At 72.8% G+C, this 24,961-nt stretch carries 25 protein-coding genes and 1 pseudogene; 12 read left to right on the top strand and 14 right to left on the bottom strand.

Translation table 11 applies throughout. The features are described from left to right. The 4 genes and pseudogenes from AB0H81_RS11400 to AB0H81_RS11385 form a co-directional block, all read left to right on the top strand. Positions 1 to 289: pseudogene (locus tag AB0H81_RS11400) on the top strand (MFS transporter); the annotation flags it as partial. A gap of 87 nt (positions 290 to 376) precedes the next feature. Then, the gene (locus AB0H81_RS11395) at positions 377 to 511 is read left to right on the top strand and encodes a hypothetical protein (protein ID WP_358372529.1); all 135 of its coding nucleotides are present in this window, start codon (positions 377 to 379) and stop codon (positions 509 to 511) included. A 202-nt stretch (positions 512 to 713) separates the two neighbouring features. After that, complete coding sequence (locus tag AB0H81_RS11390) at positions 714 to 1,238, top strand: DUF4232 domain-containing protein (RefSeq protein WP_358372548.1); 525 nt, start codon at positions 714 to 716, stop codon at positions 1,236 to 1,238. A gap of 97 nt (positions 1,239 to 1,335) precedes the next feature. After that, positions 1,336 to 2,322: a slipin family protein gene (locus tag AB0H81_RS11385; RefSeq protein WP_358372527.1), complete on the top strand. Its 987-nt coding sequence runs from the start codon at positions 1,336 to 1,338 to the stop codon at positions 2,320 to 2,322. Here AB0H81_RS11385 and AB0H81_RS11380 read toward each other — a convergent pair. Continuing rightward, on the bottom strand, positions 2,315 to 2,980 hold the full coding sequence (locus AB0H81_RS11380) for a VC0807 family protein (RefSeq protein ID WP_358372524.1): 666 nt from the start codon (positions 2,978 to 2,980) through the stop codon (positions 2,315 to 2,317). The genes AB0H81_RS11385 and AB0H81_RS11380 overlap by 8 nt on opposite strands. Before the next feature lie 34 nt (positions 2,981 to 3,014). On the opposite strand from AB0H81_RS11380, the gene AB0H81_RS11375 reads away from it, so the two are divergent. Further along, positions 3,015 to 3,845 (top strand): hypothetical protein, encoded by an 831-nt coding sequence (locus AB0H81_RS11375; RefSeq protein ID WP_358372521.1) that lies wholly within the window; start codon positions 3,015 to 3,017, stop codon positions 3,843 to 3,845. Positions 3,846 to 3,872: 27 nt separating this feature from the next. Here the strand turns inward: AB0H81_RS11375 and AB0H81_RS11370 are convergent, their stop codons facing one another. The 8 genes from AB0H81_RS11370 to AB0H81_RS11335 form a co-directional block, all read right to left on the bottom strand. Beyond that, complete coding sequence (locus AB0H81_RS11370) at positions 3,873 to 4,820, bottom strand: sugar kinase (RefSeq protein WP_358372518.1); 948 nt, start codon at positions 4,818 to 4,820, stop codon at positions 3,873 to 3,875. 71 nt (positions 4,821 to 4,891) lie between these two features. Continuing rightward, positions 4,892 to 5,644: an IclR family transcriptional regulator gene (locus AB0H81_RS11365; protein WP_358372516.1), complete on the bottom strand. Its 753-nt coding sequence runs from the start codon at positions 5,642 to 5,644 to the stop codon at positions 4,892 to 4,894. A gap of 59 nt (positions 5,645 to 5,703) precedes the next feature. Further along, positions 5,704 to 6,813: a winged helix DNA-binding domain-containing protein gene (locus AB0H81_RS11360; protein WP_358372513.1), complete on the bottom strand. Its 1,110-nt coding sequence runs from the start codon at positions 6,811 to 6,813 to the stop codon at positions 5,704 to 5,706. 97 nt (positions 6,814 to 6,910) lie between these two features. Beyond that, the gene (locus tag AB0H81_RS11355; protein ID WP_358372510.1) at positions 6,911 to 9,661 is read right to left on the bottom strand and encodes a sugar-binding protein; all 2,751 of its coding nucleotides are present in this window, start codon (positions 9,659 to 9,661) and stop codon (positions 6,911 to 6,913) included. 14 nt (positions 9,662 to 9,675) lie between these two features. Continuing rightward, on the bottom strand, positions 9,676 to 10,491 hold the full coding sequence (locus AB0H81_RS11350) for a carbohydrate ABC transporter permease (protein ID WP_358372507.1): 816 nt from the start codon (positions 10,489 to 10,491) through the stop codon (positions 9,676 to 9,678). A gap of 25 nt (positions 10,492 to 10,516) precedes the next feature. Continuing rightward, positions 10,517 to 11,395 carry a sugar ABC transporter permease gene (locus tag AB0H81_RS11345; RefSeq protein ID WP_358372504.1) on the bottom strand — a complete coding sequence of 293 codons (879 nt, stop codon included), beginning with the start codon at positions 11,393 to 11,395 and terminating at the stop codon, positions 10,517 to 10,519. A 2-nt stretch (positions 11,396 to 11,397) separates the two neighbouring features. Continuing rightward, positions 11,398 to 12,789, bottom strand: coding sequence for an extracellular solute-binding protein (locus AB0H81_RS11340; protein ID WP_358372501.1), 1,392 nt, complete (start codon positions 12,787 to 12,789; stop codon positions 11,398 to 11,400). Positions 12,790 to 12,793: 4 nt separating this feature from the next. Further along, complete coding sequence (locus AB0H81_RS11335) at positions 12,794 to 13,984, bottom strand: carbohydrate kinase family protein (RefSeq protein WP_358372498.1); 1,191 nt, start codon at positions 13,982 to 13,984, stop codon at positions 12,794 to 12,796. A gap of 132 nt (positions 13,985 to 14,116) precedes the next feature. Here AB0H81_RS11335 and AB0H81_RS11330 point away from each other — a divergent pair, with 132 nt between their 5' ends. Then, entirely contained in the window at positions 14,117 to 14,875 is a 759-nt protein-coding gene (locus AB0H81_RS11330) for a DeoR/GlpR family DNA-binding transcription regulator (RefSeq protein ID WP_358372496.1), read from the top strand. Between the two features lie 64 nt (positions 14,876 to 14,939). Further along, a complete protein-coding gene (locus AB0H81_RS11325; RefSeq protein ID WP_358372493.1) occupies positions 14,940 to 16,289 on the top strand; it encodes a 6-phospho-beta-glucosidase in 1,350 nt (449 codons plus the stop codon). Here the strand turns inward: AB0H81_RS11325 and idi are convergent. The 5 genes from idi to AB0H81_RS11300 all read right to left on the bottom strand — a co-directional run bounded on the left by idi (position 16,286) and on the right by AB0H81_RS11300 (position 21,241). Next, positions 16,286 to 16,897, bottom strand: a complete 612-nt coding sequence (idi, locus tag AB0H81_RS11320) for an isopentenyl-diphosphate Delta-isomerase (RefSeq protein ID WP_358372491.1) — start codon at positions 16,895 to 16,897, stop codon at positions 16,286 to 16,288. The genes AB0H81_RS11325 and idi overlap by 4 nt on opposite strands. Then, positions 16,890 to 18,086 (bottom strand): cytochrome P450, encoded by a 1,197-nt coding sequence (locus tag AB0H81_RS11315; RefSeq protein ID WP_358372545.1) that lies wholly within the window; start codon positions 18,084 to 18,086, stop codon positions 16,890 to 16,892. The genes idi and AB0H81_RS11315 overlap by 8 nt, the downstream gene beginning before the upstream one ends. Next, positions 18,086 to 18,877, bottom strand: a complete 792-nt coding sequence (locus AB0H81_RS11310) for a class II aldolase/adducin family protein (protein WP_358372489.1) — start codon at positions 18,875 to 18,877, stop codon at positions 18,086 to 18,088. The genes AB0H81_RS11315 and AB0H81_RS11310 overlap by 1 nt, the downstream gene beginning before the upstream one ends. A gap of 27 nt (positions 18,878 to 18,904) precedes the next feature. Next, a complete protein-coding gene (locus AB0H81_RS11305) occupies positions 18,905 to 19,819 on the bottom strand; it encodes an aromatic prenyltransferase (RefSeq protein WP_358372486.1) in 915 nt (304 codons plus the stop codon). Positions 19,820 to 20,212: 393 nt separating this feature from the next. After that, positions 20,213 to 21,241, bottom strand: coding sequence for a substrate-binding domain-containing protein (locus tag AB0H81_RS11300; protein WP_358372483.1), 1,029 nt, complete (start codon positions 21,239 to 21,241; stop codon positions 20,213 to 20,215). Between the two features lie 208 nt (positions 21,242 to 21,449). On the opposite strand from AB0H81_RS11300, the gene AB0H81_RS11295 reads away from it, so the two are divergent. The 5 genes from AB0H81_RS11295 to AB0H81_RS11275 are packed head-to-tail and all read left to right on the top strand — an operon-like array spanning position 21,450 to position 24,918. Further along, positions 21,450 to 22,487: an asparaginase gene (locus tag AB0H81_RS11295; RefSeq protein WP_358372482.1), complete on the top strand. Its 1,038-nt coding sequence runs from the start codon at positions 21,450 to 21,452 to the stop codon at positions 22,485 to 22,487. Positions 22,488 to 22,489: 2 nt separating this feature from the next. After that, positions 22,490 to 23,380, top strand: coding sequence for a polysaccharide deacetylase (locus AB0H81_RS11290; protein WP_358372479.1), 891 nt, complete (start codon positions 22,490 to 22,492; stop codon positions 23,378 to 23,380). Between the two features lie 49 nt (positions 23,381 to 23,429). Continuing rightward, entirely contained in the window at positions 23,430 to 23,957 is a 528-nt protein-coding gene (locus AB0H81_RS11285) for an MFS transporter (RefSeq protein ID WP_358372543.1), read from the top strand. Next, positions 23,945 to 24,385, top strand: a complete 441-nt coding sequence (locus tag AB0H81_RS11280) for a hypothetical protein (protein WP_358372476.1) — start codon at positions 23,945 to 23,947, stop codon at positions 24,383 to 24,385. The genes AB0H81_RS11285 and AB0H81_RS11280 overlap by 13 nt, the downstream gene beginning before the upstream one ends. Before the next feature lie 35 nt (positions 24,386 to 24,420). Further along, entirely contained in the window at positions 24,421 to 24,918 is a 498-nt protein-coding gene (locus AB0H81_RS11275) for an SDR family oxidoreductase (protein ID WP_358372474.1), read from the top strand. Positions 24,919 to 24,961: the final 43 nt, after the last annotated feature.

The raw sequence follows: 24,961 nt of genomic DNA, 5'->3' as shown, positions 1-24,961 counted from the left end.
CGCCGCGTACGGGTGGCTGGCCGTGGGGCTGCTGCTCACCGGGACCGGGGTCTCGCTCGTGCTGCCCGCCCTGGCGACCGCTGTCATCGCCGCCGCGCCCGAGGGCACGGCCGGGGCCGCCGGGGGGCTGCTCAACGCCGTGCGTCAGGCGGGGGCGACGCTCGGGGTCGCCGTCATGGGCGCCTGCGCCGGCCTCGGGACGGTCACCGGCTCGGCGCTGTCCCTCGTCGTGGCGGCGGGGCTGTGCGGGCTCGCCGCGGCCTGGTTCGCTCTGAAAGGTTCGTCCTGAAGCGGCCTGGTTCGCTCTGAAAGGTTCGTCCTGAGACCTGAAAGCGTCGCGCTGGAAGTGCAGGTCGCCCGGAAAGCTGTGGGGTTCGTGCCGAAGGCTGTGCCGGAGGACGGGGGCGGCGGCGACCACGGGGTGGGGACCAGGCTCATCAACCGCTCCCAGGCCGGGGAGGACGCGGTGACGTGGGGATCCCAGTCGAACGCCTCGTCGCAGGCCAGGTAGAGGTGACCCGGCGGCTTGCCGCGCCGCGAGCGGGCGCGTCGGCCACGTTCCGACGCCCGCGGCTGGGAACGCGCGGCTGCGCGGCGGAGGGGATGGTGCTGGGCGCGGGTGACGGCGGATGAAGCACGTCATGTCCGCTAGCTGGGGTTCCGTGGGTTATTGGGGGCGTTGGGTGGGCTCTGAGGGGGCATAAGTGAGGTTGATGAGGAAGCTGGGGATTCTCGGGATCGTGGGCTTGGGGCTGCTGGTGGCAGGCACCGCCTTCGCCCAGGCAGGTCCTGTCGCCCCGGCCCTGTCCCGAAGGCCCGTCCGGGCGCATCAGGCCGTCCCGGCCCGTCCGGCCGCCTCGGACGTGTGCTCCACCGGCGACCTGGAGACCCGGCTCGGACGGGTGGACCCCGGCGCGGGCAACCGGTACGCCCCCTTGACCTTCACCAACGTGTCGGACGCCTCCTGCGTCCTGTCCGGCCATCCCGGCGTCGCCCTGCTCGACGCGGGCGGCGAGGCGCTTCCGGTGACCGTGCGGCACCTGGAGGGGCCGGGCGAGGCGGCGACCCTGGAGCCGGGCGGGAGCGTGCGGTCCGTCCTGCACTGGACGGTCGTGGAGCCCGGCTGCGTCAGCCCGGCCGAGCTGCGGGCCACGCCGCCGGGCGGGGGCACGGGCGTGACCGTCCGGCTCCCCGAGGGCCGGGTGTGCGGCGGCGTGGACGTCACCCCGGTCCGCTGAGGACTCCATCACCCCCCTGGCCTGCCGAGGTGCCGCCGGCCGCTCCCTCCCATGGAGGTCCTCCGGGACCTAGGCTTGACATGGAAGGAATGCCGCCATGGACATCACCATCATTCTCACCGTTATCGCCTTCCTCGTCTTCCTGATGGCCGTCAGCAGCGTGCGGGTGGTCAACCAGGTCGAACGGGGCATCATCTTCCGCTTCGGCCGGGCCCAGAAGGCGATCCGGCCACCCGGCCTGACGGTGCTCATCCCGTTCGCGGACCGGATGAAGAAGGTCAACGTTCAGATCGTCACGATGCCCGTGCCCACGCAGGAGGGCATCACCCGTGACAACGTCTCCGTCCGCGTGGACGCGGTCGCCTACTTCCGGGTCAAGGACCCGATGCGGGCGGCCATCGAGGTGCAGGACTACCTGCGCGCGGTGGAGCAGGTGGCGCAGACCTCGCTGCGGTCGATCATCGGCAAGAGCGAGCTGGACGACCTGCTGACCAACCGCGAGGAGCTGAACCGCGGCCTCGCCCTGATGATCGACAGCCCCGCGCTCGGCTGGGGGATCCACATCGACCGGGTCGAGATCAAGGACGTCCAGCTCCCGGAGACCATGAAACGCTCCATGTCGCGCCAGGCCGAGGCCGAGCGTGAGCGGCGGGCGCGAGTGATCGTCGCGGACGGCGAACTGCGGGCCGCCCAGAAGCTCGCCGACGCCTCCGGCATCATGTCGAAGACGCCGGGCGCGTTGCAGCTGCGCCTGCTGCAGACCGTGGTGGAGGTCGCCGCCGAGAAGAACTCCACCCTGATCATGCCGTTGCCGGTCGAGCTGCTGCGCTTCTTCGACCGGGCCGCACAGGCCGCCGAGCAGGCCCGGGAAGAACGGACCGGACCGGGCGAGATCGAAGGAGACGATCAGCCGAAGCTGGAGCAGGCGCACACGGACGAGACGCCGGCGCTGACGGAGGCCGCCGCCCAGGCCGCCGCCCCGGAGCCCACCAGGCCGGAGCCGTCGGTGCGGGAGGCCGTGGTGCCGGAGCCCGTCGCGCCGGAGTCGCGCAACGCGCACCCGCGCGGACGATCGCTCACGTGACGCCCTCCTGGGGGGCGAACGCCGCCGGGTTCCTGCGGGCCGCCGCGGCGCGGCTGCGGCGTCCGTACGCGATGGTCCAGGTGACGAGCGCGGCGGTGACCGCGATCGGCAGCACCGTGGAGACCGTGACCATCGCCGAGGTGGACAGCGTGTACGACAGGCCCAAGCGGACGACCGCCTCGGCCAGGTAGACGACGCCCCAGACGACGGTGAGGATCCGCTGCACCCGGCGGAACCCCGGGTACTGCCACAGGGCGTCCCACCGGGCCAGCCCCTCGTCGGTGCCGTCGGTGCCGAACTTGCGCCCGAAGTAGAACATCAGCGGCCGGCGCGTCAGCAGGGAGCCGAGCAGCACCAGCCCGAACAGCCCGGTGACCGCGGACTCCTTGACCAGCACCAGCCGCTCGTCCTGGAACACCAGCGAGCCGGCCACGCCGAGCCCGACCACGATCAGCGTGAGCACGCCGAAGTCGTCGACGCGGCGCCGGACCAGCAGGACGCCGAGCACCTCGACGGCCGGCCAGACCGCGGAGAGCGCGAGCGCCGCGACGTCCGACATGCCGCGATCGGTCAGCAGCGTGTACGTCAGCCAGGGCAGGACGACGTTGAACACGATCGTCGGGCCCCAATTCACTACCACGGCCCGTAACTTCGCCACGGGACCTCCTCATGTGTCGACTAGACTCACGCTCGTGAACGAAAACGTATCACCGCCTCGCCTGGCCGCAAGACCCTCGCGTGGCCGATCGGTCGCGCTGGTGCCGTTCCTGTTCGGCGCCGCGGACCGGGACGAACTGTCCGGTACGGCGCTGACCAGGCTGCTGGGGGACCTCGGGCTGACCGAGGCTGCGGCGCGCGCGCTCATCGCCCGGATGCGCAAGGACGGCCACCTGACCGGCGAGCGGCACGGCGGCGGCACGCGCTACCGGCTGGCCGGCGACCTGGCCGCCGGCTTCGTCCGGATCCGGGACAACTCCCCGGCCGCCCCCGAGTGGGACGGGCGGTTCCACGCGCTGCTCTACCAGGTGCCCGAGGGGGAGCGCGCCTACCGCGACGCGCTGCGCCGGGCCGCGCTGCTCACCGGGTACGGGCTGCTCCAGCAGGGGGTGCTGATCGCGGTCACCGACCGCTCCGCCGGGCTCGGGCCGCTGCTCACCCCTCCGGAGGGCGTACGGCTGCGCCGGGCCACGATCGCCATGGAGGAGGCCGACGCCGCCCGCGCCGCCTACGACGCCTGGGGCCTCGGGGCGCTGAGCGACCTGTACTCCCGGTACGCCGAGGACCTGGAGGTGGCGATGCGCTCGGCGCCCGACCGGCCCGCGGCGGACGCGGAGGCGCTGCGGACGTTGAGCCGCCTGCTGGGCAAGGCCATGGTCGACACCCTGCGCGCCCCGCGGCTGCCGGAGCCGCTGCGGCCGGCCGGGGGGTCGCTGCCCCGGCTGCAGGCCGCGATCGGCCAGGCGCAGCGGGTCTACGGCCCCCCGGCCATCACGTACGTGCGCCGGGTCCTCGACGACGAATGACCCGCCGAGTATGGCCGGCGGGCGCGGCTACCTGCTGACGCCGTCGGCCGTGCGCCGCTGGAGGAGGTGCAGGTCGGCGGGGCGGGGGAGGCTCTCCCAGTCGCCCTGCGAGGTGACCGCGAACGCGCCCGCCGCGCAGGCCGTGCGCAGCCGCTCCTCCGGGTCGTGGCCCGACAGCCACCCGGCCAGCCAGCCCGCCGCGAACGCGTCGCCCGCCCCGACGGGGTCCACCTCCGTCACCCGGTACGGCTCCGCGTGCCGGATGACTCCGCCGGACAGCTCCAGGGCGCCCTCCGAGCCCGCCTTGACCAGCACGTGCCGGGGCCCGAGAGCGGCCAGGGCACGGGCCAGGTCGGCGGGCTGCTCGACGTCGGCGATCAACCGGCCCTCGGGGCCGGTCGCGAACAGCACGTCCACGTCCGTGACCGCCTCCCGCAGCCACGCCCCGGCCTCGGCGGGCGACCAGAGCGCGGCCCGGTAGTTGACGTCGAGCGACACCAGCACGCCCGCCGAGCGGGCCAGCGTCATCGCGTGCCGGACGGCCTCGCGGGCGGAGGCGGACAGGGCCGGTGTGATGGCGGAGACGTGCAGGACCCGGGCCCCGGTGACGAGCTCCGGGTCCAGGTCGCCGGGCGACAGGCGAGAGCCGGCGCTGCCGCCGCGGTAGTAGCGGACGTCGACCAGCTCGGCCGTGCGCCTGCCCTTGATCATCAGCCCGGTCGGGGCGGCGGGGTCGGTGACGGCGCGGGTGTCCACGCCCTCGCCCAGCAGCGTGGAGCGGATCAGGTCGCCGAACTCGTCCGCGCCCACGCGCCCGATCCAGGTCGCGCGGTGGCCGAGCCGGGAGACGCCGATCGCGACGTTGGACTCGGCGCCGCCCAGCCCGAGGTCGAAGTCGCGGGCGAAGCGGAGGGGGCCGGTGCGACGGGCGGCGAACAGCGCCATGGTCTCGCCGAACGTCACCAGATCGGTCACCGCCGCGACCTCTGGAGCAGCCGCCCGAGCGGTCGCCGGAAAGGACTCCGGGGAGGAGGTCGGTGTGGTCATCAGGTCGTCGCCCCCAGCTTTCCGGAGATCCGCGCCGCCGTGGCGGCCACCCGCGGGCCCAGCTCGCGTACCCGCGCGGCGGTGATGCGCGAGGTGAGCCCGGAGACCGAGACGGCGGCCACCACGTCCCCGGTGTGGTTGAAGACGGGCGCGCCGACGCAGCGCACCTCGGGCTCGTTCTCGCGGTCGTCCACCGCGTAGCCGCGCCGCCGGACGCCGGCCAGCTCGCGCCGCAGCCGGTCGGGGTCGGTGATGGTGTGCCGGGTACGGGACTCCAGCTCCAGCCCCTCGACCGGGTCACCCGGCCGGAACGCCAGGATCGCCTTGCCCACGGCCGTGCAGTGCGCGGGCCCGCGGCTGCCGATGCGCGAGGCCATGCGGACGTTCGTCTCGTTCTCCACCTTGTCGATGTAGACGACGTGCGGCGGGTCGTGCACGACCAGGTGGACGGTCTCCCGCACCTCGGTCATCAGCCGGTGCGACTCCTCGGCGGCCACGGCGCGCAGGTCGAGCGTGGCGAGGTACGCCTGGCCGAGGCGGAGCGTGCCGTGGCCGAGCCGGTAGGCGCCGCTCCTGTGGTCGCGTTCGAGCAGCCGGGCCTCGACGAGCGGCGCGGTCAGCCGCAGCACGGTGCTCTTGGGCAGGCCCACGCCCTCGGCGAGCCGGGTCAGGGTGAGGCCGCTGTTCTCGCGTACGTGGTCGAGCACGGCCAGCGCCCGGCGCAGCGACGTCGACTGGTTTCGCTCCGGCACGTCCGCCACCCTACGGCCCGCGCCGTCCGGCCTTCCAGCCTGTGCAGCACATCGTTGTGCTATGCAGGACCCATGGAGGGCCCGTCGAGGACGGCGACCTGGTGCGTGTCCCCGGGCGCCAGGAACTCCAGCAGCCGCCGCGCCTCCGCCTCGGCCTCCTCCAGGCGGGCGATCGGCCACCACCGGTGGAGGGTGAGCGTGGAGACGCCCCTGGCCCGGGCGACGGTCCAGTCGCCGGCGGCGAAGCCGTCCACCAGGACGAGGCGGGGCACGATGTTCGTCCCTATGAACCCGCCGAGCGCGGCCCGTCCCCGCTCGGTGATCACGCGCGAGCGGTCGGCGTACGACAGGAACAGGTTGTCGAAGTCGTACATGAGGCGGACCGGCGCCGGGACGTCCTCGCCCGGCCGGGGCGCGTCCGGCAGGTCGTAGTGCGTGCGGCCCTCCTCGTCGCGGAACCGCACCAGGTCCAGCCCCTCCACGACCTCGGCCAGCCGGGTCAGCCCCGACCAGGTCTGGACGTCCTTCACCGTCGCCGGGCCGAACGCCGCGAGGTAGCGCGTCACCAGCTCGGCCGCCGTCATGGCGGGCACCTCCGGGCCGCCCAGCCACGTGTCGGCCGGGGCGTGCGCGATCGGGCCGCTCTTGCCCCACAGCCCGCGCGGCGGCACCTGCGCGAGTGGCACGAGCCACCGCACGCCCTGCCCGAGCGCGTGCGGGTCGTTGCCCGGCCACCGCTCGGCGAGCGCGCGGCCCAGCTCGGCGAACGTCATCGGCCGCTCGCTCAGCAGCGCCCGGCCGGTCGCGGCCAGCTCGTCCAGGTCCACGCCCGCGAGGCGCCGGCCGAACGTCGTGCGGGTCATCCGTTCCGTCACCCCCTGGACGAGGGGGCGCATCGCCAGGCAGTCACGCGCGCTCACCAGGTGGATCGTCGAGCGCTGCAACGCGATGCGCACCAGGGCGCGCGACTCCAGCAGGCCGGAGGCGGAGGCCGGGTCGAAGCCCTCGATCCGGTTCCACAGGCCGGTGTACCAGGTGTGCGGGGTCTGCGCCTGGAGGCCGCCGAGGCGCTCCACGACCTCTGCCACGGGCAGGGCGGCGCGGCGCAGCAGGAGCTGCCGGTCGAGGGTGGCCCGGTTGAGGGCGCGGCGGCTGATCAGGGGGTCCATGCCGGCAACGCTAGAGGCCACCGCGGAAGGATTTCTTCCGCGATGGCCTCCGATGGGTCAGCGAACCGTGGTTCGTGACGCGGTGGTCCCGCCTGGGTCAGCGAACCGTGGTTCGTGACGCCGTGGTCCCGCCGCCCGGCGCCAGCCACCCGGCCACGACCGCCGGATCGGCCCCGAGCGCCCGCGTCACCGGCACGTCCACCGTCGTGACGCCCCTGCCGCCGACCTTGACGACGCGGCTGCCCGCCGTGCCCTGGCCGTCGCGGACGAACAGGTGCGCCTCACCGGCGCCGGCCGCCCGGAGCGTCACCTTGACCGCTCCCTGGCCGCCCGTGGCGGAGGTCACCCGGCCGCTCTCCGACGCCTTGGCCGCCGGGCCGCCCGCCGGCGGGAGCCCGAGCCGGACCGCCTGCTCCAGCGACTGCGGCGAGTCGAGGCTCGACAGGCCGGTGGCCGGGATCACCGGGTCCGGCGGCGTGATGGGCCGGCCCGCCGGGGGCTGGTAGCCGGGCAGCGTCGCGACGCCCCACCGGTACGGGTCGCCCTGCACCCCGCCCCACGTCGACCAGCCGATCCGGGTCTGGCCGGTCTTGTCCTGGGTGTCGGAGTCGTAGACGAGGATGTTCAGCCCGAGGTGGGCGGGATCGACCGCGCCGGGGAGCTGCTCCATCGGGATCGCCAGCTCCACCGCGTACGCCCCGGAGGACACCTTGGACGCGATCCGCACGCCCGTGGCGGCCCCCTGGTGGTTGTCCGCGTCGCGCAGCGCGCACGGCGGGCCCTCGGCGGTCACCGGCAGCACGGCCGTCTTGAACGTGGTGGAGGTGTTCTCCGACGTGCCGCGCGGGTCGATCGTCACCTCCACCGCGTCGGTGCGCCAGTGCCGCTTGCAGTCGGACGTGGCCAGCCGGGTGCCGAGCACGTCGTCCTTGACCTGGACCAGCAGGTAGAGGGTGTCGTCGTGCCAGCTGACCTTGGCCGTGCCGGAGCAGTCGGCCGCCGACGCGCACGCGCTGCCCTCCCACAGGCGCGAGATGTCCAGGGCCGGTCCGGTGTACTCGCCGTCGCCCTCCGCGCCGTCCACGGCGGGTGCCGCGGCGGCCCGCGGGATGACGGCGGCGGGGACGAGCTCCAGGGCCGGCTTGCTCACGCTGGAGCCGTCGACGCTGGTCGTGGTGATGGTGTAGGCGTAGTCGCCGCCCTCGTTGGACGTCTTGAGCGAGGTGTCGGTGTTGGTGACGGTGAACGGGACCGTCGCCGACGCCCCGGCGGCGAGCCCGCTGTAGGGGGCCTCGGCCCGGTCGGCGGTGAAGCCCTTGGGCAGGTCCAGGCGCACGGTGCCGGACTGCGTCGTCCCGCTCACGTTGGTGACGACCACGCCGACCTGGCGCGAGCCGCCGGACGGGAGCGTGAGCACCGGCGTGACCAGGCCGCGCTGCTGCGGCACGCCGACCTCGGCGGCCCACTTCTCGTACTGGCCGACCTGCGGCAGGAGCTGCTGCACCCCGCGCACGGCCGGGCTCACCTCGACCTGCCGGTCGGTGTAGCCGGAACCGCGCTCGGTCGTGAGGGTCGCGGCGAGCCGCGCCCGCTCGCCCGGGGCCGCGCCCTGCGGCGGGGTCACGGTGAACGTCGCCGTCCCCGTGCGCCCGGGCGCGAGGCGGCCCAGGTCGCCGGAGCCGGTGACCTTCCAGCCCTCGGGCACGCGCAGCGTCGCCGACGAGCGGCCCAGCGGCTCGCGGGGCGGCGCGGTCGCGCTCACCTTGACGCTGAACGCGGCGCCGGGGCGCACGTCGAACGTGCCGGGCCGCAGCCCGAACAGCGTGCCCAGCGGCACGGCGCCGCCCGCCCGCACCAGGGCGCCGTCGAGGATGGCCGTGGGCGCCGCGGCCGCCGCGCCGCCCGGCGCCGGGAACGGCACCCGCGCGTCCACCTGGGTGAAGAAGTCGCAGCCGAGCTGGGCCGGGTCGGACGGCACGTCGGGGAAGACGGCCCAGCCCTGGGAGGCGTACGAGCGCTGGGCGTCGCGCTCGATGGCCGCCCACGTCCGTCCGCCCTGGCGCGCCGAGGGGCGCCCGCTCCAGACGCCGTAGACGTTCTGCGCCGGGTTGGCGGGACGGAAGGTGGAGGCGCAGTCGGGGCCGGTGCGCGACGTGCCGCGCGCCCCGCCCTGCAGCAGCCGGGACGGCGCGAACGGCCGCAGCCCCTCGCGGGTGATCTGCTCGGGGTACACCCCGGGGTCGGCCGCGGCGTAGAACGCCTGCACGGCCAGCCGCGCGGCCTGCTGGTGGTTGCCGTGGTTGCCGGGGGAGGGCGCCGGGTCCATGGTCAGCAGCACCTCGGGGCGGGTCTGCCGGACGATCCTGACGACCTTCTCCAGCGTGTCGTCGCCCCAGATCTGCGCGGTCAGCGGGGCGCTGACCGTGTAGTAGAAGTCGACGTCGTCCAGGTTGAACACGTCACGGACCCCGGCCTTGCCGACGGCCGTGCGCTCCTCGGCCTCGCGGATCAGGCCGAGCGCGGGGCCCTCCTCGGGGCCGACGGCGTTGCCGCCGCCCTCGCCCCGGGTGACGGTGACGACCCCGGTGCGGACGTGGTGGTCCTCGTTCCACTGGCCGAGCGTCGAGAGCGTGAACGCCTCGTCGTCGGGGTGGGCGCCGACGAACAGCACGTCGAGGTCCGCGGCCGAGCCGCCGGAGCCGGACGCGTCCGCCGCGGGCGACGAGGCGGCCGGCTCGGGTTCGGCCCGGGCCGAGGCTGATGGGACGGGCAGCGCCGCGAAGGCGAGCGAGGCCGCCGCGGCGGCCACCGCCCATCGGCGCGGCGTGGGGGGTGAGGGTCTGCGCATGAAACCTCCGGTGGTTACTCGCGGACCGCCCCCTGGAGCAGCCCGCGGACGAAGTGGCGCTGGAGGAACAGGTAGAAGACCACGACCGGGGTGGCCACGATGACCGATCCGGCCGCGAGGAGCGTGAAACCCGAGGTGTACTGGCCCTGGAAGAACGCCAGGCCGAGCGGCGCGGTCCGCAGCGACTCGCTGGTCACCATGATCAGCGGGATGAGGAACTCGTTCCACGTCCACATGAAGACCAGCACGGTGAGCGTGACGATGGCCGGCCGGGCCGGCGGCACCAGCACCTGCCACAGCGTGCGCCACGTCGAGGCGCCGTCGATGCGGGCGGCCTCGGCGATGGCCCGGCTGCTGGCCCGGAAGTAGGCCCGCATCCAGAACGTGCCGAACGCCACCGACAGCGCCACCTGCGGCAGCGCGACCGACCAGAACGTGTCGATGAGGCCGAGCGTGCGCAGGTCGAAGTAGAGCGGCACCGCGATGGCCTCGCTCGGCATCATGATCCCGAGCATGAACAGGTAGAACAGGACGGCCTGGCCGCGGAAGCGCATGGTGCCGAACGCGTACCCGCTCATGATCGACAGCACCACGCTGACCACGACGACGAACCCCGACACGGCCAGGCTGCTGCGCAGATACGTGCCGAACCGGCCCGCCTCCCAGGCCGCCGCGAAGTTGCCCAGGTGGGGCCCCCAGCCCTGCCCGGCCGGGCCGGCGTCGTCGGGGCCGAGCGCGGCGCCGAGGACGGTCACGATGGGGAAGAGCGCGAACGCGGCGAACACCGACAGGATGACGTAGTTCGCCACACGCTCGGCACGCGAGATCACGAAACCCTCCCACGCCGGCGGACGGTCACGAGGTCCCCCTGTCGGCCAGCCGGTTGATCGCGAACGAGATCGCGAAGATGACCACGGTCAGCGTCACGCCGATCGCCGCCGCCGAGCCGACCTGCCCCAGCCCGAAGGCCCGGTGGTAGACCTCGAACGACGGCACCGACGTCGAGTCGCCGGGCCCGCCCCGCGTCGTGACGTACACGAGGTCGAACGTCCGCAACGCGGCGATCACCGTCAGCGTCAGCGCGACCGCGATCTCCCCGCGCACCGACGGCAGCGTGACCGCGAAGAACTCCCTGACCGCGCCGGCCCCGTCGAGCCGGGCCGCCTCGTACAGCTCCATCGGCACGCGGCTCATCCCGGCCAGCAGCAGCACGGTCACCAGGCCGCTCTCGAACCACGTGCCCACCACGCCGACCGCCGGCAGCGCGAACGTGTGGTCGCCCAGCCAGCCCCGGGTGAGCCCGTCCAGGCCGAGCGCTCCGAGCAGCGCGTTCAGGGTGCCGTCGGGCGCGTACACGCGCCGCCAGGCGACGGCCACCACGACCATGGCCACCACCTGCGGCAGGAACACCACGGTCCGGAAGAAGCCGAGGCCGCGCACCTTGGCGTGGTTGAGGATCGCCGCCAGCGTCAGCCCGATGGCCAGCGGGATCACCGCGTAGAACACGATGAGCACCAGCGCGTGGCCGAACCCCGCCCGCAGCCGTTCGTCCGACAGGATCGCGGCGTAGTTGTCCAGGCCCGCCCACCGGCCGAGGGTGAGACCGTCCCAGTCGTACAGGGAGATCTGCACCGCGCGGCCGATGGGATAGAGCAGGAACACCGCGTAGACGACGAACGCCGGCAGCAGGTACAGGTAGGCGACGCGGCCGGGCTCCCCCGGAGGTCGGCCCATGCTCACCCGTTGCTCTCGGCGAAGGTCTTGTAGTCCTTCTCCAGCGTGTCGAGGAACTCCTTCGGCGTCGCCTTCTTGGCCAGCAGGTCCTGCAGCGCCGCGCCGAGGGTGTCGGCGAAGGTCGGGGTGGCGTAGTCGAGGTACGGCACCAGCCCGTTCTCCTTGGTGGCGGTGCCGAACGCGGTGAAGACGTCCTGCTGGGGCCCGGCCTTGACGCTCTGCTGCCCGGTGTCGGCGACCGGCAGGTTGCCGGTGGCGGTGAGCACCTTCATGGCGTCGGCGTTGGTGATGAAGTCGATGTACGCCGCCGCCGCGTCCGGGTGCGGGCTCTTGGCCGTGATCGCGAACGGCAGGCCGGTGCCGCCGGTCGCGACGGCCGGGGCGCCGGCCGCGGCGCCGGGCGGCAGCGCGAACCCGAGGTCCTTGCCGAGCGCCTTCTCCAGGTCGGCCAGCAGCCAGGTGCCGCCGATGAGGAAGACGCCCTTCCCCTTGCCGAACGCCTGCCAGGCCGGGTCGTAGCCCTGCCCGTTGAAGCCCTGCTCGAAGTAGCCCTTGTCCACCCAGCCGACCAGCTCCTCGGCGGCCTTGACGTTCTCGGGGGTGGTCCACGAGGCGCCCTTGCGGCCGAAGGCGAGCGTGGAGATCTGGTCGGCGGGCACGTGGCGGCCCTGCACGGTGCCGAACACGTGGATGGCGGGCCACTTGTCGAGGTTGCCGAGCTGCATCGGCACCTCGCCCGCGGTCTTGGCCTTCTCCAGCGCCGCCTGGAAGTCGGCCCACGTCTTCGGCGGCTCCAGGCCGAGCTTGGTGAGCTTCGCCCGGTTGTAGAAGACGCCGACGACCTCGCCGACCTGGGGCAGGCCGTACAGGTCGCCCTCGCCGAACACCTTGCCGTCGGCGCTGTAGCGCGAGTAGCGCAGCACCGAGTCGGGGTAGCGGGTCTTCCAGCCGTACCTGTCGGCGTAGGCGTCCAGCGGCAGGAGCTGGCCGGCCTTGACGAACTGGCCCATCGACGAGCGTCCGTTGTTGGCCTCGACCACGTCCGGCGGCTCGTTGCCGCTCAGCGCGAGGCGCAGCGTGGTGTTGAGGTCGTCGAACGAGCGCGACACCCGCTTGAGCTTGATGTTGGGGTACTTGGCCTCGAACGCGGCGTTGAGCTGCTTCATCTGGGCGGCCTGGCCGCCGCGCACCTCCTGGTCCCAGACGGTGAGCGTCACGTCGCCGAGGGCGCCCGCGTCGGTGCGTACCGCCGAGGCGGCGGTCTTCGCGGGGGAGGGCGCGGGCGGCGCCGAGGACCCGGGCGCGCACGCGGTGGCGGCCAGGGCCAGGACACCGGCGGCGAGCACGGCGAACGTCCGCGGACCGCGGGGGCTTCGGCCCGTCCTGGGGATCATGGTGTTACTCCTTCTGAGCGGGCACGCGCGGCGCGGCCGGTACCTCGGGCTCGGTGGGGACAGCCGGGGCGGGCGGCTCAAGGTCGGCGTGCCGGGCGATCGTGGCGGCGGCCCGGCGCACCGCGCCCACCGGCACGGTCGGCACGAGCCGGTCGAGGAAGGCGTAGCGGCGGGCCAGCGAGTCGCCGTAGGCGCCGCCGTGCCCGGCCGCGCCGCGCACCTCGTGCCACCAGTCCGCGATGTCGCCCCAGCCCGGCGCGGCCAGCGACCCGCCGAACTGCTGGACGGCCAGCGCGGCGCACACCCCGGCGAAGGCCAGCCGGTCGGCCAGCGGCCACCCGCGCAGCGTGCCGAGCACGATGCCCGCGCCGAAGACGTCGCCCGCGCCGGTCGGGTCCAGCGCGCGGACCCGGGGGGCGGGCACGTACGCCTCCTCGCCGGTCGTGGAGTCGATGGCCATGGCGCCGTTCGCGCCGTCCGTGACGACGGCCAGCGGCACCTTGTCGGCGAGGGTGTAGAGGGCGTCGCGCGGGTTGTCGGTGCCGGTGTAGGCCATCGCCTCGACGGCGTTCGGCATGAACGCGTGGCAGACGGCGAGCTGGTCCAGCAGCGACGGCGACCACGCGCCCGACGGGTCCCAGCCCACGTCGGCGAAGATCAGGGCGCCGTCGCGCTGGGCCAGCTCGGCCCAGTTGCACGCGGTGCCGGGCGGCGCGCCGAGCGGCTCCTCCGCGGAGAGCGTCACGATCACGGCCCTGGACCGGGGCGGATTGCCGATCATCTCCGAGGCCGACATGGGCGCGGCGTGGCCGTGGGTCACCATGCTCCGGTCGCGGTCGACGGCCATGGAGACCGTCACCGGCGTGTGCCACTGCTCGAAGCGCCGCGACTTGGACAGGTCCACGGCCTCCTGCTCGGCCAGCGTGCGCCAGCAGAAGTCGCCGTAGTCGTCGTCGCCGAACGCGGCGGCCAGCGACGTGCGCAGGCCCAGCCGGCTCGTGGCGATGGCGAGGTTGGCGATGCCTCCGGGACAGGAGCCCATGCCCTCGGCCCACGTCTCGGTGCCGGCGGCGGGCATGGCGGGCAGGCCGGTGAACACGATGTCGAGGAACACGGTGCCCGCGAGGAACACGTCGAACTGCGGAGCCTCCGGGCTCCGCTGATCGGCGAGAGGGTCGTACGCCTGGGCAGACACGGGAATGAGACCTCCTCGACAGTTCGAGATGTGCGCAATCTTGCACGTTTACTCGCGCACATCAAGTGTTTCGTGTGATGAGTTGAGAGAAGATGCTCGTTCATGCGCGCGTTTGACTGTTAGACTCCGATCGTGCTCCAGCACCTCAGGCATGCGGAGATCATGCGCCGAGTCCGGCTCTCGGGGGCGACCAGCGTCCGTGACCTGGCGGCCCAGCTGGGCGTGAGCCCGTCCACGATCCGCCGCGACCTGGAGGTGCTCGACCGCGACGGCACGCTCAGGCGCGTGCGCGGGGGCGCCCTGGCCGGGGCCGACGCCGACACCGACCGGCCCTTCGCCGAGGTGGCGGGGGTCGACGAGCAGGACAAGGAGTCCGTGGCCGCCCGCGCCGCGCAGCTCGTCGGCGACGGCGACGTCGTCCTGCTCGACATCGGCACGACCACGATGCGGCTGGCCTGCCGCCTGCGCGGACGCCGCGTCACCGTGGTCACCTCCAGCCTCGCCGTCCTCGACGTGCTGCGCGACGACCCGGTGGTCGAGCTGCTGCTGCTCGGCGGCATGCTGCGCCGGCCGTACCACTCGCTGGTGGGCGTGCTCACCGAGGAGGCGCTCGGGCAGGTCTGCGCCGACCGGGTGTTCCTGGGGGCCAGCGGGGTGCGCGCGGACGGCCAGCTCGTGGACACGACGCTCGCCGAGGTGCCGCTGAAGCGCGCCATGATCGCCGCGGCGGGGCAGGTGGTGCTGCTCGTGGACCGGCACAAGTTCCCCGGGACGGGCGCCCTGCGGGTGTGCGGGCCCGAGGACATCGACGTGCTCGTCACCAACGAGGGCGCCGACGCGTCCACGCTGCGCGCCTGCGCGGACGCCGGCGCCGAGGTCCTGCTCGCGTGATCGCCGAAGCGTTGTCCGCCGAAGCAACGTCCGCCGAAGTGACGTCCGGCTGTGAGGAGATCGGATGAGACTGGCCGTTCTGGGAGGCGGGGGCTTCCGGGTCCCTCTCGTGTACGGCGCGCTGCTGCGCGACGCCGCCAAGCCCCGCGTGGAGGAGGTGGTGCTGTACGACGTGTCGCCCGAGCGGCTGGAGGCCATCGGCCACGTCCTGGAGCAGCTCGCCGCGGGGCACGACGACCCTCCCGCGGTACGCGCCACCACCGACCTCGACACCGCGCTGCGCGACGCCGACTTCGTCTTCTCCGCGATCCGGGTCGGCGGCCTGGCGGGCCGTACCGCCGACGAGCGGGTCGCGCTGGACCTCGGCGTGCTCGGCCAGGAGACGACCGGGCCCGGCGGCGTCGCCTACGGCCTGCGCACGATCCCGGTCGCGGTGCGCGTGGCCGAGCGGATCGCCGCCCTCGCCCCCGGCGCGTGGGTCATCAACTTCACCAACCCGGCCGGCATGGTCACCGAGGCGATGCGCCGCGTCCTGGGCGACCGGGTGATCGGCATCTGCGACTCGCCGATCGGCCTGGTCCGGCGGGCCGCCTCCGCCCTCGGGCTCGACCCGGACCGCGTGTCGCCCGACTACGTGGGGCTCAACCACCTCGGCTGGCTGCGCGGCCTGTCCCACCAGGGCCGCGACGTGCTGCCCGCCCTGCTCGCCGACGACGCGGCGCTGCGGCAGGTGGAGGAGGCGCGGATCTTCGGCGCGGACTGGGTGCGCACACTCGGCGCGCTGCCCAACGAGTACCTGTACTACTACTACTTCACCCGCGAGGCCATCGCCGCGACCTCGGGCCGGACCCGCGGCGAGTCGCTGCTCGGCCAGCAGGACCGGTTCTACGCGGCGGTCCGCGAGCGGCCCGGTCAGGCGCTGGCCGAGTGGACCAGGGCGCGCAGGGAGCGCGACGAGTCGTACATGGCCGAGGCCCGCGACGTCACCGAGGCGGGCGAGCGTGACGCCGCCGACCTGGAGGCGGGCGGGTACGAGGGCATCGCGCTCGCGCTCATGGCGGCGATCGCCCGCGGCGAGCCCGCCACCATGATCCTCAATGTGCGCAACGGCGCCGCCGTGCCCGGGCTGCCGGAGGACGCGGTGGTCGAGATCCCGTGCGCGGTGGACGGCTCGGGCGTCAGGCCGCTGGCCACCCGGCCGCTGCCCGGGCGGCTCCTCGGACTGGTCCAGCAGGTGAAGGCGGTGGAGCAGACGGCCATCGAGGCGGCCCTGTCGGGCTCGTCGCGGCTGGCGGTCGAGGCGTTCGCGCTGCACCCGCTGGTCGACTCGGTGAGCACGGCCCGCCTGCTTCTCGACGGCTACCGGGCCCGCGTCCCGCAGCTCGCCGAGGTGCTGGACGGCGGCCGGCCCTAGCCGGTGAGCGGGTGCTCCAGCGGGCGGGCGCTCTGGCGGGTGAGCGCCGGGGGCAGCGACGACTCGGGCGCCTCCGGCCATCGCGACGGGTCGCCCAGGCACTCCAGCTGCTCCATCTGCAGCCGGAACCAGGGCGAACTGTCGCTGTGCCCGACCAGCTTCCGGCACTCGTCCCACGAGAGCCAGGCGGCCATGGACACCTCGTCGGCGTTGAGCGAGAAGTCGTCTCCCGAGGCCGTCGCCCGGACGACCGGGCACAGCTCGTGCTCGACCGTCCCGTCGTCCGCGACCGCCCGGTACGAGAACCGGGGGAGGATCACGGTCACCTCGCGCAGCGTGATGCCCAGTTCGGTCCTGACCCGCCGCACCACCGCCTCCTCCAGCCCTTCGCCGGGCGCGGGGTGGCCGCAGCAACTGTTGGTGAGCACCCCGGGAAAGGTCTTCTTGCCGGCGGCCCTGCGGGTGATGAGGACCTGCCCGGCGGCGTTCACGATGTACGAGGAGAACGCCAGGTGGTAGGGCGTGTCCGCGTGGTGGGCGGACAGCTTGGCGGCGGAACCGATCGCATGACCCTCGGGATCCAGCAGGACGACTCTTTCCTCATTCACTGTGCGATCCTCGTTCTCGCTCGTAGCGGATCGGGAGCCGGGCCGGGCCCTGAAGCGATCTCAGCGGCCGCCAGGAGGCCGGGCCCGCGAGCTGGAGGCCGGCGACCCGGCGCAGGAGGGTGGCCAGGGCCTCCTGGATCTCGACGCGGCCGAGCTGGCCGCCCAGGCAGTAGTGGGCGCCGCCGCCGAAGCTGAGGGTCGCGGCGGCGGCCGGGCGGCTCAGGTCGTAGGCGTGGGGGTCGGCGTAGACGTCGGGGTCCCGGTTCATGGCCGGGATGGCGAGAATGATCCTGGTCCCGGCGGGGATGTCCAGGCCGTTGACGGTGGTGTCGGTGGCCGCGACGCGGCGCAGGAAACTCGCGACGGGCGTGAGCCTGGCCATCTCCTCCACCGCCGCCGGAATCAGGCCGGGATCCTCCTTGAGCGCCGTCCAGAGATCGGGGCGCCGGGCCAGGAACTCCAGGCAGCTCGCGAGTTGCAGCCGCGTCGTGTCCGTCCCGGCCATGATGAGCGCGGAGACGAGCGCGGTCAGGTCCTCGGTGGTGAGGTCCTCCTGCTGTTGGATCAGATCGGTGATGAGGTCGTCCGCCGGGTCGGCGCGGCGCGCCTCGACGAGCTGACGCACGTGGGCGTCGAGCTCGTCGTGGGCGGCAAGGCCCTCCGGCACCGCGCTCGCGTCGAACAACGCGAGCGTCCAGGCGTCGGCGGTACGGGAGTAGAGGGGGAGGTCCGCCGGCGGGATGCCCAGCGCCGAGCAGATGACGGGGATGGGATACGGGTGGGTCCACGCGGCGACGGCGTCGACGACCGTGCCCGGGGCCGTCCGGTCGACCAGCTCACCGAGGGTCCGGCGCATCAGCGGGCGCATCCGGTCGATCGCGCCCGGCTTGAAGGCGGGGGACGCCATGCGCCGCATCCGGGCGTGTTCCGCTCCGCTCAGGTGCAGCAGCGACCGGCGGCGGCGCGCGACGTAGCGGGGATCCAGGCCGGATCCGAGATCCTCCAGGATCCCCTGCTCGAACGCCCGGCTCCCCAGGACGGCGCGCCCGTCGGCGTGCCGCAGCAACACCAGCGCCTCGCCCAGGCGGGCCGTCCGGAGGCCCTCGGGCAGTTCCCTCAGCCGTGTCCAGAGGGGGCCCGGCGACGCGGCGAGTACGGGTTCGAGATCGACCAGCTCGCTGGTGCGCATCACTCGCCGGAGCCGAACAGATCGGGGTCGCTCTTCGCGATCTGCAGGTACATGGGCTGGAAGCTGTTCCAGGCGATGAGGTGGTTGCCGATCTGCTGCCGGGTCAGCCGGGCGATCTCCGGCGGGATGGAGGTGAGCGGGCCGGCCGCCTGTGCGAGCAACTGGGCGTGGCAGCACCGGTCCATCGCGACGAACCACCAGGCGGCCGCGTCGACGGTCTCGCCGACGGTGAGGAGGCCGTGGTTGCGGAGGATCACCGCCTTGTGCGGGCCGAGGACCTTGGCGATCCTCCTGCCGTCCTCACCGTCGAGGACGATGCCCGTGTAGTCCTCGAAGAGGGCATGGTCCTCGAAGAACGGGCAGGCGTCCTGAGTGATGGGGTCCAGCAGGCGGCCCAGCGCGGAGAAGGCCCGCCCGTGGATGGAGTGGGTGTGGACGACCGCCACGGCGTCGGGTCTGGCCTGGTGGATCTGCCGGTGGATGTTGAACGCGCCCAGGTTGATCTGGTGCCGCCCCTGGACGATGGCGCCGTCCCCATCGACGAGGACGAGGTTGTCCACGGTGATGTGGTCGAAGGGCAGGCCCATGGGGTTGACCCAGTAGTGGTCCGGCGTTTCCGGGTCACGCACCGTGACGTGCCCCGCGAGCCCCTCCTCGTAGCCGAACCGCGCGAAGATCCGCATGGTCGCGGCGAGTCGCTCCTTCCGGTGGCGGCGCTCCTCGGCGACGCTCGTGAACACCGGGGGCTTCTGGAAGAGATCTTCCGGTGGGAGCCTGTGCGGCGTCGTCATGATGGATTCCCTCCGTTGCGTAGCGTCTCAGCCGAGGACCGGGTCCTTCTGCGTGCTGCCGCTGAAATAGCAGTCCCAGTCCGTGAGGAGGGCCGACATGTCGCCGAGGTAGCCCTTTTCCGCCTTGATGTAGGTGCCGCCCTTGCGGCCGAAGGACCAGCCGACGGCGTTGACCGGGGTGTCGTCATAGGAGGGAGCCTCGGAGAAGAACTGCGCGATGCGTTCCGGAATCGCGGGGAACCGTCCGGGGGGCAGCTTCAACGCGTAGAAACAACAGCGTTCCAGCGCGCCCGTGGTGATCGAGGCGGTTACGGCGACGCAGAAATCCTCGGGTGCGAAGGTCCGGATGTCGGCCAGCTGCGCCTCGTCCGGCGGCGCGGCGTCCACCAGGCGCAGGATTTCGGCGCAGCGGTCCATCGTGATGGGTCCTCTGGTGCGGAAATAGAGGTTGACGGTCTGGTGGCGGTGGTCGACCGCGACGAACCGGAGATAGTCGAGCTGGACGGCGTGGAACGCGGCCAGCTTCTCGCGTAAGCCCGCGGGGACGAAGGACGGGCCCAGGACGTCCTGGGCCGGTCGCATGCCGCCGAGGTAGATCCAGGTCTTGGCGAGACCGTTGGCGGCGTCGAAGTCGCACGACTGCGTGGCGGCGCCGCCCTGGGCCTCGGTCCAGTCGCGGATCAGCCGCGTGGTGCCGGACTCGGCCTTCAGCAGGCCGGCCTTCAGCGCGGTCGCGACCGTGTCGTTCTGGGCCCGGGCGAAGAACCGGTAGCACAGGTGGTCCCCAGGGCGTCCGGTGGTCTTCCACACGGTGGCGCCGTCGCGGAACCCGTCACCGAAGGTGTCGAGCACCTTGCGGGTGAGGTCCTCTTCGTAGCGCGCGCCGAGCGCGCCCGCGGTCCTTTTGATTTCGTCCAGGAACAGCGTTTCCGAGAAAGACACGGTCTGACCCATAGGGCATCTCCCTTAGCTCCATGACGCAAACAGCAACCATTTCGCGCCGCTTTGTTTCGCGGGCGTTGATGAGCCCGCACAGGCGCGTGGGAAATGTGCGAAATTGCAGTGGTGAACAAGGGGAATTGACGCGAGACCGTGGTCTCTTTGCAAGATCCTAAGGATCGTGTCCGTCCAGCGTCAAGGGGTAGGTAAAGGCGCTTATCGACTGCTCAACGCATTTATTTCCTGACCATGAGTGAGGCGGAACGGTCCATCCGTGGCGCGTGCTGGGGCGATTAAAAAAAGCGGCGCCTCTGGGGTGATTGTCACGTGGCGTCCGGAATCGCAGAGAATTGCGAGTCGCGCTCACGAAATTGGGGGGATTTCAAGGGCCGGGAGTCAACCCTGTCCCTTGACGGCCTTGGCCATCAGCCGCTCGTACTGGCCGGGGTCGCTGGACGCGCGGACGATCAGCTCGGGCCGGAGCAGCTCGGTCTCGGCCTGCTCGCCCGCGAGGATGCGGACGAGCTGCCGCAGGCCCCGGCGGCCCATCTCCCGCATGGGGGAGCGGACCGTGGTCAGCGGCACCGGCAGCTCGGCGGCCAGCGGCGTGTCGTTGAACCCCACGACCGCGATGTCGGCCCCGACCCGCAGCCCGTGGTCGCGCAGCGCGCCGATCGTGCCGATGGCGCCGAAGTCGTTGACCACGAAGACGGCCGACGGCAGAGGGCCGGTGGCGAGCAGCCGCTCGGTGCCCGCGCGCCCGCCCTGGGCGTCGAAGCGGGAGTGGACGATCCGGTGCCCGGGGATCGGCAGCCCCGCCTCGCGGAAGCGGTCGGCGAAGCCGCCGGTGCGGTCGACGCCGGTGCTCGCGTACGGCTCGCCGGCCACGACCGCGACGTCCTCGTGGCCCTGCTCGAGCAGGTGCTCGGCCACCATCCGGCCGCCGAGGTAGTCGTCGCACACGACCGCCGGGTGCCCGCCGGCACGCCGGTTGACCAGCACGAACGGCACGCCCCGCGCGGCCACCTCATCGAGGAACCCCGAGTCGGAGTGGGCGTCACCGAAGATCATGCCGTCGACGCGGCGGCCCAGGACCATCTCGGTGCGGGCCCGCTGCACCTCGGGGACGTCGCGGGTGTTGGTGACGAACGTGGACAGGCCGTGCTCGGCGGCGGCCTCCTCGATGCCCTCGTAGATCGTGGCGAGGACCACGTCGGACAGGCGGGGGACCAGGACGCCGATGAGGTTGCTGCGCTGCGTGCGCAGGCTCATGGCATGGGGGTTGCGCTGGTAGCCGAGCTCGTCGGCGAGCCTGCGGACGCGCTCGACGGTCGGGCTGGACGCCGCCCGCAGCCCCTCGCCGGGCTTGGCGTGGAGGACCCGCGACACGGTGGAGACGTGCAGGCCGAGCTGGTCGGCGATCATCTGCAGGGTTACCGGTCGCGCCTTCTTCGCACCCAATGCCCCTCGGCCTCCGGTGAACTCAGGCTCGCCTGTTCATGCGCCGCGGCGGGCGGCCGGCTGTTTTCTTGATTTTAACGCGGAGTTATTGACATCACGTAGGCCCAGGTCAGATGCTACCAAACGTTTGGCCCAAACGTTTGGGTAACCGCGCTTTCGAGGAGGCCGTCGCGTGTCCAAGGTCATCGTCCTGTCCACGGGAGGGACCATCGCCACCCGCCGTGACGTACAGGGGGTGGGCCTCGCCAAGGACGGGGCAGGCGAACTCCTCGGCCGGCTCCCGGTCGATCCCGGGGTCGAGGTGGACGGGGTGGACGTGCTGTGCGCCGGCAGCTACCTGTTCACGCCGGCCGACATGCGCGAGGTCGTCCTGGGCGTCCGCGACGCCCTCGCCGATCCGGGCGTGCTGGGCGTCGTCGTCACCCACGGCACCGACGCGATGGAGGAGACGGCCTACCTCGCCGACCTCTTCCACGCCGACCCCCGCCCGGTCGTCTTCACCGGCGCGCAGCGCCCCGCCGACGCCGTGGACGGTGACGGCCCGCGCAACCTCGCCGACGCGATCACCGTCGCGGCGTCCGGCACGGCGCGCGGCCTGGGCGCGCTGATCTGCTTCGACGGCCGTGTCTACGCCGCCTGCGGCACCCGCAAGACCCACACGCTGGCGCCGGCGGCGTTCTCCGCGCCCGACGGCGGCCCCCTCGGGCGCGTGCGGGACGGGGAGGTGCACATCACGCTGACGCCGTCCCGGCCCAAGCCGCTCGACCTCGACGCGTACGACCTGGGCGGGGTACGGACCGACGTCGTGGCCCTCTACCCGGGCTGCGACGCGGGAGCGCTGCGCGCGGCGGCCGACGCGGGCGCCACCGGGATCGTGCTCGAGGCGCTCGGCGCGGGCAACGCCAACCCCGCCGTCGCGGGGGAGGTGGCCCGGCTCACCGAGGCCGGCGTCGTCGTGGCCCTGTCGACCCGCGTGGACGCCGGTCCCGTCGCCGCGCTCTACGGCAACGGCGGCGGCGCCGACCTCGTCGCGGCCGGCGCCGTCCCCACCGGGATCCTGCGCGCGCCCCAGGCCCGCGTGCTGCTCGGCGCCCTGCTCGGCTGCCACCGCGACCCCGCCCGGGTACGCGAGGAACTGACCGCGCGCACCGGCGGCGCCCCTGTCACAGGCCGCACCTGGCCCTCCGACTCGACCGAAAGGACGAAGTGACCATGCCCAAGGAGATTCTCGTCGCGTACGGCGTGGACGTCGACGCCGTCGCCGGCTGGCTCGGCTCGTACGGCGGGGAGGATTCCCCGTGCGACATCTCGCGCGGCCTGTTCGCCGGCGAGGTCGGCACGCCCCGCCTGCTGCGCCTGTTCGAGAAGTACGACCTGCGCACCACCTGGTTCATCCCCGGCCACTCCATCGAGACGTTCCCCGACCAGACCCGCATGGTCGTGGACGGCGGCCACGAGATCGGCGTGCACGGCTACTCCCACGAGAACCCGATCGCGATGAGCAGGGACCAGGAGAGCGCGATCCTCGACCACTGCATCGACCTGGTCGAGAAGTACGCGGGCCGCCGGCCGACCGGCTACGTCGCGCCCTGGTGGGAGTTCTCGCCCGTCACCAACGAACTGCTGCTGGAGCGGGGCATCAAGTACGACCACTCGCTCATGCACGACGACTTCACCCCGTACTACGTCCGCGTCGGCGACAGCTGGACGAAGATCGACTACTCGCGGCCGGCGGCGGAGTGGATGAAGCCGCTCCAACGGGGCGAGGAGACCGACCTGGTCGAGATCCCCGCCAACTGGTACCTCGACGACCTGCCGCCCATGATGTTCGTCAAGGCCAGCCCGAACAGCCACGGCTTCGTCAGTCCGCGCCACCTGGAAGAGATGTGGCGCGACCAGTTCGACTGGGTGTACCGCGAGTGCGACTACGCGGCGTTCACCATGACCATCCACCCCGACGTGTCCGGCCGGCCGCAGAACCTGCTCATGCACGAGCGGCTCATCGAGTACATCAACGGCCACGAGGGCGTGCGCTGGGTCACCTTCGACGAGATCGCCGACGACTACAAGACCCGCTTCCCGCGCCGTCGTCAGCGGGTGTGAACCCCCTGCCACGCTCTTCGAAAGGGCACCGCCATGACCACGACCTCTCCTGACGTCCCGGGGAGCGGCACCGCTCCCGGCTCCCGGCGTCTGGGCTACGGCCGAGGCGTCGCTGTACTCCACGCTCATCTCGGTGGGCACCGCGATCGTCGTCCTCGGCGTCGGGCCGCTGGTCGACCGGTTGGGACGCCGCAAGGGCATGATCATCACGGTGTCCGGCACGGCGCTCGCCTCGGCGGTCTCGGCCGCCACGATGAACGCCGCGTACCTGGTCGGGGTGCGCTCCATCGGCGGCCTCGGGCTCGCGGAGCAGTCGGTCAACGCGACGTACCTCAACGAGATCTACGCCGTGACCGAGGACGAGAAGATCAAGAAGCGCCGGGGCCTCGTCTACAGCCTCGTCCAGGGCGGCTGGCCGCTCGGCACGCTGCTCGCGGCGGCGTTCATCGCGATCTTCCTGCCGCTGGTCGGCTGGCGCGGCTGCTTCCTGCTGGCGACGTTCCCTGCCGTCGTCATCGCGCTGCTACGGCGCGGCCTGCGCGAGACGCCGCAGTTCCGCTGCTCATGTTCATCGTGATCAACGCGGTCGGCTACCTCGGGTACGTCTTCCACGGCTGGGCCGGGGACCGGTTCGGCCGGCGCAACGTCATCGCGTTCGGCTGGATGGCGTCCGGGGTGCTGTTCGCGCTCATGCTGCTGGTCGCGCAGGGCACGTTCGCCGTGGTCGCGCTGTACTCGCTCGGCATGTTCTTCCTGGTCGGGCCGTACTCGGCGATGCTGTTCTACATGGGCGAGTGCTACGACACCCGCTGCCGGGCCAGCGGGACCTCCTTCATCAACGCCATCAGCCAGCCGGGCGCCATCGCCGCCGGCGCGATCGTCACGGCGATGCTCGTGGCGGGCTCCGACTGGAACCAGGGCGCGCTCATCGTAGGGGCGCTGGGAACGTTCCTGTCCGGCTTCGTGATGTTCGGCGCCCGCAAGGTCCCCGCCCTCTCCCAGTGACCGCCCCAGCCTGGCCCCGTAATTCCGGAGATTTCATGACTTCCACCGCCTCTGAGAAGCGTGTCGCCGTCATCACCGGCGCCGCCAGCGGCATCGGCCGCGCGCTGGCCGTCGCGTACGCCTCCCACGGCGTGCGCACGGTCAGCGGCACCTACCCCGGCGACCCGCACGACCCCGCCGAGACCCTCCGCCAGGTCGAGCGGGGGGGTGGCTCCGGAGTCGTCCACGAGGTGGACGTGCGCGACTACGCGGCGGCCAAGGCGGGCGTCATCGGCCTGACCAAGTCCCTCGCGCTGGAGGTCGCCGAGCACAACGTGCTGGTCAACGCCATCGCGCCCGGCCCCGTCGAGACCCCGATGGTCGCCGGGATCACGGACGCCTGGAAGAGCGCCAAGCGGGCCGAGCTGCCGCTGGGCCGCTTCGGCCGCCCTGAGGAGGTCGCGCCCACGGCCGTCCTCCTCGCCACGGACCCCGGCGGCAACCTCTACGTCGGCCAGACCCTGGGGCCCAACTCGGGCGACGTCATGCCGTGACCCCGCCCCGGAGGACCTGAAGGACCCCGGAGGACCGTAGGCC

Origin of the sequence: Nonomuraea sp. NPDC050691 (assembly GCF_040654455.1) — a bacterium.
GTDB lineage: Bacteria > Actinomycetota > Actinomycetes > Streptosporangiales > Streptosporangiaceae > Nonomuraea.
This window is presented reverse-complemented; position numbering and strand designations above follow the sequence as displayed.

What these genes read in the sequence shown, in the direction of transcription:
- AB0H81_RS11385 (WP_358372527.1), top strand. Translation starts at nt 1,336, where the DNA reads ATGGACATCACCATCATTCTCACCGTTATCGCCTTCCTCGTCTTCCTG.
- AB0H81_RS11390 (WP_358372548.1), top strand. Translation starts at nt 714, where the DNA reads ATGAGGAAGCTGGGGATTCTCGGGATCGTGGGCTTGGGGCTGCTGGTG.
- AB0H81_RS11345 (WP_358372504.1), bottom strand. Translation starts at nt 11,395, where the DNA reads ATGGGCCGACCTCCGGGGGAGCCCGGCCGCGTCGCCTACCTGTACCTG.
- AB0H81_RS11300 (WP_358372483.1), bottom strand. Translation starts at nt 21,241, where the DNA reads ATGATCGCCGACCAGCTCGGCCTGCACGTCTCCACCGTGTCGCGGGTC.
- AB0H81_RS11310 (WP_358372489.1), bottom strand. Translation starts at nt 18,877, where the DNA reads ATGACGACGCCGCACAGGCTCCCACCGGAAGATCTCTTCCAGAAGCCC.
- AB0H81_RS11275 (WP_358372474.1), top strand. Translation starts at nt 24,421, where the DNA reads ATGACTTCCACCGCCTCTGAGAAGCGTGTCGCCGTCATCACCGGCGCC.
- AB0H81_RS11290 (WP_358372479.1), top strand. Translation starts at nt 22,490, where the DNA reads ATGCCCAAGGAGATTCTCGTCGCGTACGGCGTGGACGTCGACGCCGTC.
- AB0H81_RS11280 (WP_358372476.1), top strand. Translation starts at nt 23,945, where the DNA reads ATGTTCATCGTGATCAACGCGGTCGGCTACCTCGGGTACGTCTTCCAC.
- AB0H81_RS11360 (WP_358372513.1), bottom strand. Translation starts at nt 6,813, where the DNA reads ATGGACCCCCTGATCAGCCGCCGCGCCCTCAACCGGGCCACCCTCGAC.
- AB0H81_RS11315 (WP_358372545.1), bottom strand. Translation starts at nt 18,086, where the DNA reads ATGCGCACCAGCGAGCTGGTCGATCTCGAACCCGTACTCGCCGCGTCG.
- AB0H81_RS11325 (WP_358372493.1), top strand. Translation starts at nt 14,940, where the DNA reads ATGAGACTGGCCGTTCTGGGAGGCGGGGGCTTCCGGGTCCCTCTCGTG.
- AB0H81_RS11355 (WP_358372510.1), bottom strand. Translation starts at nt 9,661, where the DNA reads ATGCGCAGACCCTCACCCCCCACGCCGCGCCGATGGGCGGTGGCCGCC.
- AB0H81_RS11340 (WP_358372501.1), bottom strand. Translation starts at nt 12,789, where the DNA reads ATGATCCCCAGGACGGGCCGAAGCCCCCGCGGTCCGCGGACGTTCGCC.